General features: G+C 63.8%; 10 protein-coding genes and 1 pseudogene. All 11 read right to left on the bottom strand.

Annotated elements, in window-relative coordinates:
- The coding region (locus tag IPN92_20900) for a DUF4815 domain-containing protein (GenBank protein ID MBK8640602.1) at window positions 1–411 on the bottom strand (411 nt) is incomplete at its 3' end.
- 2 nt (window positions 412–413) lie between these two features.
- Window positions 414–899, bottom strand: coding sequence for a hypothetical protein (locus IPN92_20905; GenBank protein ID MBK8640603.1), 486 nt, complete (start codon window positions 897–899; stop codon window positions 414–416).
- A 46-nt stretch (window positions 900–945) separates the two neighbouring features.
- A complete protein-coding gene (locus IPN92_20910; GenBank protein MBK8640604.1) occupies window positions 946–2,328 on the bottom strand; it encodes a hypothetical protein in 1,383 nt (460 codons plus the stop codon).
- A gap of 134 nt (window positions 2,329–2,462) precedes the next feature.
- Window positions 2,463–3,618: pseudogene (locus IPN92_20915) on the bottom strand (transposase).
- A gap of 87 nt (window positions 3,619–3,705) precedes the next feature.
- Window positions 3,706–4,812, bottom strand: a complete 1,107-nt coding sequence (locus tag IPN92_20920; GenBank protein ID MBK8640605.1) for a baseplate J/gp47 family protein — start codon at window positions 4,810–4,812, stop codon at window positions 3,706–3,708.
- A 2-nt stretch (window positions 4,813–4,814) separates the two neighbouring features.
- Window positions 4,815–4,991, bottom strand: a complete 177-nt coding sequence (locus tag IPN92_20925; protein ID MBK8640606.1) for a hypothetical protein — start codon at window positions 4,989–4,991, stop codon at window positions 4,815–4,817.
- A gap of 10 nt (window positions 4,992–5,001) precedes the next feature.
- A complete protein-coding gene (locus IPN92_20930; GenBank protein MBK8640607.1) occupies window positions 5,002–5,427 on the bottom strand; it encodes a LysM peptidoglycan-binding domain-containing protein in 426 nt (141 codons plus the stop codon).
- Window positions 5,415–5,951, bottom strand: coding sequence for a hypothetical protein (locus tag IPN92_20935; protein ID MBK8640608.1), 537 nt, complete (start codon window positions 5,949–5,951; stop codon window positions 5,415–5,417). Before IPN92_20935 ends, IPN92_20930 begins: the two co-directional genes overlap by 13 nt.
- 6 nt (window positions 5,952–5,957) lie before the next feature.
- The gene (locus IPN92_20940; GenBank protein MBK8640609.1) at window positions 5,958–6,245 is read right to left on the bottom strand and encodes a PAAR domain-containing protein; all 288 of its coding nucleotides are present in this window, start codon (window positions 6,243–6,245) and stop codon (window positions 5,958–5,960) included.
- On the bottom strand, window positions 6,245–6,781 hold the full coding sequence (locus IPN92_20945; protein MBK8640610.1) for a hypothetical protein: 537 nt from the start codon (window positions 6,779–6,781) through the stop codon (window positions 6,245–6,247). Before IPN92_20945 ends, IPN92_20940 begins: the two co-directional genes overlap by 1 nt.
- A gap of 4 nt (window positions 6,782–6,785) precedes the next feature.
- Window positions 6,786–7,277 (bottom strand): hypothetical protein, encoded by a 492-nt coding sequence (locus tag IPN92_20950; protein MBK8640611.1) that lies wholly within the window; start codon window positions 7,275–7,277, stop codon window positions 6,786–6,788.
- Window positions 7,278–7,295 lie beyond the last annotated feature (18 nt).

Raw genomic sequence — 7,295 nt, forward strand, 5'->3', positions numbered from 1 at the left:
CCTGGCCGCGCCGGGATCTTGGTAGTTACGGAAGGACACTGCCGGGTCGCGCAGGGTGGGGTCATCGACCTCGGTGAGGATGGACTCCACCAGATAGACGCCGACACTGACGTTGCCGACAATCGGTAGAGTCAGGGTGTCCGCGGGAATGCCGCGTACCGCCCCGCGCAGGTAGATGGCCCCGCCGGTGATGGTGGTGGCCCCGGTGTCGGCGTTGATGTTGATGATGGCCCCGGACAGCACATCGCCTTCTTTCATGAGGGCGTTGGTGACCGTCTGGAGGCGGTGCATCGAGGCCGACTGCAGCTCGTTGAGTTCGGCTGATTGCAGGACGTTACCGGCCCGAAACAGGTGCCGCTCGTAGTTGGCGGTCGGGTCGAAGCGGTCGTAGTGCGGCAGGTCGATCGACATAGCTAGATGACCAAGACAAATTCAAATTGCTGGCGCGTCAAGGGCGAGCGCACCAGAGGCAGGGCGAAGCGTTCTACCGCGACCAGGGTCCCGGTCGTAGCCAATTCCGCCGGCAGGAAGTAGGTTTGCCCGGCGGGGAGGCCCGGCACGATGGTGGTGCCAATAAACAGCCCCACTTCGCGAATGACCTGATCAGAAGCCGCGGCAAAGCCGAAGTCGAAGCGCAGATAGAGGTTGTTGGTGGGACCGGCGACCAGGGTGTAATTGCCCGAAGGGGTCTCGACCTCGCCCTCGGCGTCCACCTCGGCATAGCCGGTGGTGGTGACGGCCACTCGCCCCACTTCCGCCACCAGGGCGGTATCCCCCAGCAGGGGTGCGACCGGGATGGTGTCCCAGGCGGCATCGCCGGTGCCCCAGGCCAGATGCAGCGGCAGTGCCTTGGTGGCAGCCGCCCAGGCCACGCGGCCCACGGTAGTCAGAATAGCCATAGATGCTCCTTGTGGCGGTGTAGCGGGTAGCCTATTGTCACGACGCTCAGGGCGGCGGGTAACTGGCCAGCAGGTCCTGGACGTCAACAAAGGCGTCCGCTTCCGTCGTCAGGCTGGCCTGCGCGGCGACCGTGACATCGGGATCACCAGTACGCCACTGATTCAACAGGCCATCCACCGCCCACAGGGCCGCGCTGATCCGCAGCAACTCGGCCATGATGGCGGCGTATTCGGGGACGCCGGCATAGGTGGTCGTGGCCAGCGTCTGGGTCGCCAGCACCCCGGCTTGCTGGTCGGCCAGGTCCGCCAACAGGGTGTCAAACCCCTCCGGCAGGACAATGGTCAGCGGCGGCGACATCTCCGCCGGGGCGGCCCCCGCCACCAACCAGGTACGGTCGTCCCAAGCGCCACCCCACACCGCGCCCACCACCCCTTCCCGCAGCCCGGCGGTCCATATGACCATCACCGTAATGCGCGCGAGACTGATGGGCGGGGCGGCCAGGGCGGCGGAGAGCGTCAGATCCAGCGACAGCACCCCATAGCGATTGCAGGCCAGCACCACGGCGTAATAGAAGGTATTGACGGTATGGATCACCAGGTCGGCCAGGACCGCCCCCAGTCGCGCGGGGGGCAGCAGGGTGGCGGGGGGCAACAGGATGGTGCCCGCTGGGCGATCGGCCTCAACCTCGGCCATCGGCCCCGCCCACGCCTGGTGGGCATTGGCCGTCAATTGCAGGGTGTGATACTCATAGATGGGCGCCCCGGGTAAGTGGTGCGCCCCCGACAGGGTGGCGTCGGTGCTGAGATAGTGCATCTCCTGCCAGGGCTCGCGCACCCGTACGGCGGGATACCCCAGCCGGCGCAGACTGTGCTCCAGGCCGCGCGGGGTATTGCGTGGGCGGAAGACCTCGGCGATGAGGTGCGCCCGATAGGCCGCATCGTCCATCCCCGCCAGCCGCGGAATGCCGTAAAGGGCACCGTGGACATCCAGCCACTCGGCATCGGCGGTGGCGATGCTTTCCTGATCGACGGCCTCGGGAATGGCGGCATGAAACAGCCGCCACTCGCGCTCTACTGGGCGGGTAATGGCGTGCAGCAGGGAGGTAAAGCCGTAGAAGGGGGTGCCGCTGAAGTCGACCAAGGTGCCGCGACCTTCCAGCAGCACCACCGCCCCCAGGGCCAGCAGAATCTGGTCGTAGCCCGGGTCCAGCGTAAAGCCCTGGGCCTGGAGCACATCCACCAGCGACCCCACCGTGTGGTCGCGAAATTCGTACACCCGGGTTTGGTCCGCCCAGGCGATGTGGAGGCGCTCGTCGCGAATCTCCCACGGCGCCGTCGTCCCCGCCGGGGCGCGCAGCCGAATGGCCTCGCGCTTCTCCGGGTCGCTGTTGAAATACTGGGGCAGGTAGCGCTGGATGGGCTCAAACACGGGGTTAGCCCTCCTTGACATCATCCCCGCCCAGAAGGACGGGGATTACTGGTTGTTGCCTTCCAGATTCCTGTTTCATCGTTCGATGCTCCTTTGGGATTGGCCCATTGGAGTCTGACTCAAACTCCGCAGGCTTAACGTCCGGCGTGTCCCGCCGTAGTTTTTTCGTGCAACCGTAACTGATCGGCTCCGGCAAGAATCGCCAGGCCCGCCGACAGAATATTGGTTGCGGCATTGATATCCCGGTCGTGGTTCGCCCCACATTCCGGGCAGCGCCATTCGCGGATAGCCAGGCTCAACGCTTCGAAAATATGCCCACAGTCCGAACACCGCTTGCTGCTGGGATACCACTGGTCGATCTGGACAAAAGTCCGTCCGTACCAATTGGACTTGTATTCCAACTGGCGCACGATATCGCCCCAGCCGACATCCGCTATGGATTTGGCAAGGCAGTGGTTCTTGACCATGTTCTTGACCTTGAGACTCTCCACGCTGATCACTTGGTTTTCGTGAACGATTCGCGTGGTGAGCTTGTGCTGCCAATCCCGCCGTTGATCGGAAATTTTGGCATGAATCCGCGCAACCTTGGCCTTGGCCTTTGCGCGATTCTTCGATCCTTTCTGTTTGCGGGATAAACGCCGTTGAGCACGGGCTAACTTTTGTTCTGCATTGCGCAGAAAAGTGGGGTTGGGGATTTTTCGTCCCGTCGCTCAAAATCGCGGCATCTTTCAACCCTAAGTCGATCCCAGCCATTTTGGTGATGACCGGCAATGGACTGATGGGTTCCTCTACCAAAAACGAAATGAAATACCGACCCGCCGTGTCTTTGCTGACCGTGACATTGGACGGGATTCCGTTGAAGGATCGACTCCAGCGGACATTCAGCGGCGCATCCATTTTCGCTAGACGTATTTGGCCGTTCTTCCAACGAAACCCGGACGTTGTGTAGCGTACTGACTGTTTGTCGTTGCGCTTCTTGAACGTCGGGTATTTCGCTCGACCCTGAAAGAAATTTTTGAATGCCGTATCGAGGTTGCTGAGGGATTGCTGCAATACAACATTGCTGCATTCCGACAGCCAAATCGTGGCAGGTTCCTGCTTCAACGCCGTCAGTAACTTGCAGGTTCCCGCGTAGCCAATGCGCTGCTGGTGTTTGTAGAACGCATCGGTGCGCAGCCGCAAACCCCAATTGTACACATACCGGGCGCAACCGAACGTGCGAGCAAGGATGTTCTCCTGTTCCGCGTCCGGGTAGAACCGGTATCGGTACGCGCGCTGCACGATGTTCATGCGTCATATTATGAATCACTGTTTTTAAGAACTCAAGCATTAAGATCAATTGCCTATCCCCGCCGAAAAGACAGGGCTTGCATCACACTACGCCTCCGTCAGGGTGACAGTGCCATACACCGGGCGCTGGTGGATGGCATACGCCTGGCTGACCAAGGGCGCCAGCAGGGTCACGTCGGCGATACCGGGCACCCCGTAGAGGGTGTTGATGATCGTCGGCACGGTCAACTGCGCGCCGCTGAAATAGCGCAGCAGGCTGACCAGGGCGGCCTGCGCCTGCACCCGCACGTCCGCCAGCTCATAGCCGGCGGCCAGGGTCACGGTAGCGGTCACCGTCAGCGGCACATCGGTAATGGCCTGGCATACCACCGCCATCCCCGCCGGGCGATACCCGGGGACGATGAGGTCCTGGGTGTCATCACGATAGCCGTCAATCAGGGCCTGGGTGCGCGCCACCAGGGCCGGGGTGGTACTGCCAGCCCCGTTGTGCAGATAGAGTTCCACCCGTCCCGGGGTCTCGACGATGGCGACATGGCGCACTTGCTCGACAATGATCCCGTCCTCCTCCAGCATCGCCAGCCGCGCTCCGTACTCCAGGGCGCCCAGGGTGCCGCGCGCCAGGCTGGCGATATAGGCGGTGAAGCGTGCCCGCTGCTCGGCGTCGGTCTCTTCGTAGCGCCCGTTGAGGATCGGTTGGCGATTGGTGCCGTCGACCGCGGCCGTGATCATCTCCGCCGTGCCGTTGACGATCACCGACAGCCCACCGACCTCGGCATTGGCGTCAGGTCCCGACTGAGCGGCACGGGCCAGGGTGGTGACCTCGTAGCTGCCGGTGGGGATGGTAGCGCTGGCCAGGGTCAGGTATTCGGCGCTGCCCCCCAACAGGCGCACCCGGGTCCCCGCCGGGATGATGACGTCGTTGGTTTGCAGGGCGGTGAGGTAAAACGTCACCTCACCCAGCGCGTAAGTGGCGGGCAGCTTGCCGAAGTCGAAGCCGGAGAAGACCGCTTGGGGAATGGCCTCGTTGATGGCCTGCGTGGCCCCCATCCACAGCTCATCCAGGCCGATGGCGGTGGCCTCGAGCCAGGAGCGCGTTACCGAGCCGACGTTAAAATCGGTGAGGCTGTCGTTGCTGGCGCGCACATGGGCGACCAGGCGCGTCAGAATTTCCGGGTAGGCGAGCGGCTGGTACATAATCAGATCACCGGCAGTTGATAGAGAATATTCAGGTCCGTCACCCGCTCCTCGCCGACGGCCTGGGCCTGGACGTCAATGGCCAGGGTGTCGCCGGCGGCCCGGGCGCCCACGGTGATCGAGGCGCTGCGGGGATCACGCAGCAGGGCGCGGCGCACAAACCCGGCTCCCAACAGCATGACCACAGCGTTATTGCCCACCCCCAGGATGGAGTAGATTTCGCAGCCATAGGTGGGATGGGGCAGGAAAGCTACCGTAGGGGACCGTCACCCGATGGCGCAGGGCCTGACTAAAGTTCGCCCCGCCCAGCACCAGATTCAGGTCGCCGTTAGTGGTCGTCAGGCGCCCTTTATCCAGGCGCACATCCTGCCCCAGGGCCTCTTCCCCGGTCACCACGCTGGCGTTGATAGCCTGGGCGGGGACCTTGATCCAGTCGCCCCACAGCACGGTACTGGGCAGGCGATCCAGGGGGTCCAGGGACGACACCAAATACGGGGGCTTGAGGTTGTTGAGGGCCACCAGCTCCCGCCAGCGCAGACCATCGCCGAGCACCCGCTGCGCCAGACTGGGCAGGGTGTCGCCGATCCGTACCGGCATATCGGTTACGCGCGCCATAGCAAGCCCTCCGCCAGGCTGTTGAGTTCTGTCGTGGTCTCCACCCAGGTCAAGGGCGGGGCCTCGAGCACATCGACCGTGAGGCGCTGCCGGACCCGCTCCCCGACCGGGGTCAGGGCGAGGATCGGCAGGCGCCCGGAGATGGCGGCGCGTGCCCCGGACCAGGAAACTCCTTGCCGGGCGGCGCGCAGGGCGTGCCAGGTGTGCAGGTGATTGGCGAAGAGCGGCCACAGGGCCAGCAGCACCGGCGGGGTGCCGGTGGCGCGGGCGCGGGCCAGGGCCAGCATGGCGACGTTGGCAATCTGCTCGGCCAGCAGCAAGAAGTCGCGGCGCGCCACATCCTCGCCCTCGGCTTGCCCGGCGCGGGTCTCGGCCACCGCTTGCGTCAGCAGCGCCTGCCAGCCGGTCAGCCACTCGGGTAGATCGCGATGCTGGGCACGCAGCCCGGGCACCGCCGCCAGGGCGCGGTTGAGGGCCGTGACCTGGTAACCCAGGTCGTGGCGGGGATCAGTGATAAAGGACATAGGGCCTCACTCGACGTTGACCGTGCCGGTGCTGATGACCGCCGCGCCACAGGTACAGAGGGAGCCGTGCGTTGCCACCCCGCGGCTGTTGACGATCACGGTACTGGCGCCGGTGACAATCTGCACCAGCCCGTGGATGGGGCCATCGGGATTCTCGGGCGTGCCGCGCATGGGGCAAAACACCCAGTCGCCAATGCGCGCCACGCCTCGCCCTTCAGCTTTGACATCATCCGAGGCGGTGACCACGGTGCCAAAATGGGTGGTGGTGTCCCCCAGATGCGCGATCGAGGGCATCAGATCAGCCGCTCCAGGCCCCACAGTTGGATATTGAAGCGGTACAGCAAGGGGCTCTGCTTGCTGCGCTGCAACTGAAAATTGCGGGGATAGACGCGGAAACTGGTCATGTTGAGCGTATCCACCAGGATGAGCTGAATGGTGTCGGGGTCCATACCGGCCTTGGCATAGGCCAGGCGCTGGGCGTGATAGCCCTGCACCATGAGATTGCGTAGGCTAAAAAACAGGGCGTCCCCACTCCCCACCCCGAGAAAGGACCCGCCCATCTTGTAGCCGGTGTTGCCGCGGATGCTGATCTCGGCAATGGCCGAGCCGAAATCGTCAACGTAGGCCCCGCCCAGGGTGTTGATGGCGGTGGCGCGCGTGGGGTAGACGTAGGACATATCCTCGGGGCGCGGCACAAACCAGTGCATCCAGGGGATGCCCCCGTACATGATGAGCATGATGGGTCGGTCTTCCTGGCCGAGATCGCCCAGGGCCACCGTAGCGGCGGCAGCAGCGGTCGCGGAAGCGGCAGTGGACAGTAAATCAATCATGGGCCTATACCGGCGCGTTGGGGTCGGAGGGGTTGAAGTTGATGACGCCATCGGCGCCCATGTTGATAACCGCCCCGCCGCCACTGGTTATTTCGATGTCGCCGCCGGCGTTCATCGAGAATTTGTTGCCATTGACGCACGTCGCTTCAAACACGCCCCCGGCGCCCATGAAGACCCGCGCCTTGGAGGTGGTCAGGTCAATAAAATTACTCGGCGCGGACAGCACGGCCGACACCCCGGTCACACCGCCAGACCCACCGCGACGTGTCTCCGAGGCGACCACGGTGACCGTACCCCCCGCGTCCATCTCCAGGTACGACCCGACGACCGTCTGAATCTTGAGCACATCTAACGGCAGGGGCATACCACCCACCGGGAAAGCCATGCCCACCACATACGGCTGACCACTGAAGTAGCCAATCAGGGCCAGGGTGTCATTCGTGTTGCTGAGTTCCACGCCCCAATGCCCGTCAGAGGGAGTGTCGACCCGGGGCATATAGTGGAATCCATGCTC

It is taken from the genome of Chromatiaceae bacterium (assembly GCA_016714645.1).
In the GTDB taxonomy this organism is placed as follows: Bacteria; Pseudomonadota; Gammaproteobacteria; order Chromatiales; family Chromatiaceae; genus M0108.

Bases quoted from the DNA above. Each gene is read 5' to 3' on its own strand.
- IPN92_20905 (MBK8640603.1), bottom strand. From the start codon at position 899: ATGGCTATTCTGACTACCGTGGGCCGCGTGGCCTGGGCGGCTGCCACC.
- IPN92_20920 (MBK8640605.1), bottom strand. From the start codon at position 4,812: ATGTACCAGCCGCTCGCCTACCCGGAAATTCTGACGCGCCTGGTCGCC.
- IPN92_20925 (MBK8640606.1), bottom strand. From the start codon at position 4,991: ATGCTGTTGGGAGCCGGGTTTGTGCGCCGCGCCCTGCTGCGTGATCCC.
- IPN92_20930 (MBK8640607.1), bottom strand. From the start codon at position 5,427: ATGGCGCGCGTAACCGATATGCCGGTACGGATCGGCGACACCCTGCCC.
- IPN92_20935 (MBK8640608.1), bottom strand. From the start codon at position 5,951: ATGTCCTTTATCACTGATCCCCGCCACGACCTGGGTTACCAGGTCACG.
- IPN92_20940 (MBK8640609.1), bottom strand. From the start codon at position 6,245: ATGCCCTCGATCGCGCATCTGGGGGACACCACCACCCATTTTGGCACC.
- IPN92_20945 (MBK8640610.1), bottom strand. From the start codon at position 6,781: ATGATTGATTTACTGTCCACTGCCGCTTCCGCGACCGCTGCTGCCGCC.
- IPN92_20950 (MBK8640611.1), bottom strand. From the start codon at position 7,277: ATGCCCCGGGTCGACACTCCCTCTGACGGGCATTGGGGCGTGGAACTC.